The following is a 1,857-nucleotide window of genomic DNA, read 5'->3' as shown; positions in this document are numbered from 1 at the left end:
TTCGGGTGAGCGGGGGCGTGGCGGTGCGGTTCGGGTGAGCGGGGGCGTGGCGGTGCGGTTCGGGTGAGCGGGGGGCGTGGCGGTGCGTGTGGCGGGGTGTTGCGCCGGTGTCCTGCGCGCGCCGCCCCGAGGACGGCGGGGATGTGCGGCGCCGGCTGCGGTGATCCCTCCCTCCACAGGAGGGCTTCACGCCGGTTCTTCACGGATGTGACGATCCGTCGCTTCCGTGTCGGTGGTCGCTGATTGAATACACGTATGACGATGATCAGCGGGTCGACAGCAGCGGAGGCGGTGCTCAGCGAGGTGCGTGCTCGCGGCGACCGAGCCGCGGCGCTGGCCCGCTCGACGTCCCCGCTGCTCCTGGCCGCGGCCGAGGAGCTGCACGCCGGGCACCGGGCCGCGCTCGAGCATCCGGAGTCGTTCGCCCGCGGCTCGGCGCCCCACGCGTCGAGCGACCTCGCCGAGCGGTCGATCCGCGCGGAGTTCGCGGTCGCCCTCGGAGTCTCCGAGCGGGTCGCCTCCCGCGAGCTCGACCACGCGCGCCTCCTCGTCGAAGACCTGCCGGCCACCCGCGCCGCCCTCGCCGGGGCGCGCCTGCGGTGGGAGGCGGGCCAGGCCGTCTGCGCCGTCGCGGCCACCCTGCCTCCGGGCTCCCGCGCCGCGTTCGATACGCGGGCGGCCGAGCTCGCGGCCCGCACCACGCCGACGCAGCTGCGGCGCGCTCTGGCGCGGCTGCGGGAGGAGCTCCACGAGCAGCCCCTCGCCGAGCGCCACCGACGTGCCCGCGAGGACCGCGCGGTCTGGCTGACCCCCGAGGTCGACGGCATGGCGACGCTCTGCGCCCTCCTCCCCGCCCCGGTCGCCGTGGGGGCGTACAGCCGCCTCGACCGGATCGCCCGGATCCTCCGCGACGGCGCCGAGGGGCCGGCGGGGGCGGAGCCGCCTGCCGCCACGGATGCGGGCTCCTGCGGGGCGGAGTCGAGCGGGACGACCGGGGCGGAGCCGGCCGGAATCACCGGTGCGGGCGCCGCAGGCGTGATCTCCGGAGCGGGCGACGAGCGGACCCTCGCCCAGCTGCGAGCCGACGCTCTGGCCGACCTCCTCTGCGAGGCGGACGTCATCGGCACGGTGCCCGACTCGGTCGGTGCCGATCGGCCCGTTCCGACCCTCGTCACCGGCGTGCACGCCGAGGTGCGGGTCACCCTGTCGGCGAGCACCGCGTCCGGCGCCGACGACGCCTCCGCCGAGCTCGACGGCTACGGCCCGATCCCGGCAGACGTCGCCCGGAGCCTCGTCCCCGCGACCGTCACCCGCGTGCTGACCGAGCCCCGGACGGGCGCCGTCCTCTCGGTCGGGCGCACACGCCGACTGCCGCACCGCGAGCTGCGGCTCCTCCTCCAGCTCCGCGACGTGACCTGCCGCTTCCCCGGCTGCACCCGCTCCGCCGCGAGCGCCGAGGCCGACCACGTCGTCGAGTGGCGCAACGGCGGCGGCACCGACCCCGGCAACCTCGCCAGCCTCTGCGTCGCCCACCACCACGTGCGGCACGGCGACCGCTGGACCTACGTCCTCCACCCCGACGGCACCGCCGACTGGACCACCCCCACCGGCCGCTGCATCACCACGCGCCCGCCGGGCCTCGAGGCACGGCTCCGTCCAGGCCCACCCGCGACCCTGAGGTTCGAGGACCGGCCGCCCCCGTTCTGACGCTCTGCCGTTCTGCCGTTCTGCCGTGCTGCCGTGCTCCCGTGCTGCCCTGAGGGAATCGGCTGTCGGGCGGGTTCGGCCCGTTGCGCGGGTTCGCGCTGGTGATCGGGCCGTGCTGTCGCTCGGAGGCGAGTGCTCAGCGCCCTACCG

Annotated in this window: 1 protein-coding gene; it reads left to right on the top strand. The window is 76.6% G+C overall.

The genetic code is table 11. The features are described from left to right. Positions 1 to 255: 255 nt before the first annotated feature. On the top strand, positions 256 to 1,707 hold the full coding sequence (locus C5C27_RS17405; protein ID WP_104315028.1) for an HNH endonuclease signature motif containing protein: 1,452 nt from the start codon (positions 256 to 258) through the stop codon (positions 1,705 to 1,707). Positions 1,708 to 1,857: the final 150 nt, after the last annotated feature.

The sequence above is a fragment of the Rathayibacter sp. AY2B7 genome (assembly GCF_002931635.1).
In the GTDB taxonomy this organism is placed as follows: Bacteria; Actinomycetota; Actinomycetes; order Actinomycetales; family Microbacteriaceae; genus Rathayibacter.
The sequence above is the reverse complement of the archived record's forward strand: the minus strand, read 5'-3'. Positions and strand labels throughout refer to the sequence as shown.

What these genes read in the sequence shown, in the direction of transcription:
- C5C27_RS17405 (WP_104315028.1), top strand. Translation starts at nt 256, where the DNA reads ATGACGATGATCAGCGGGTCGACAGCAGCGGAGGCGGTGCTCAGCGAG.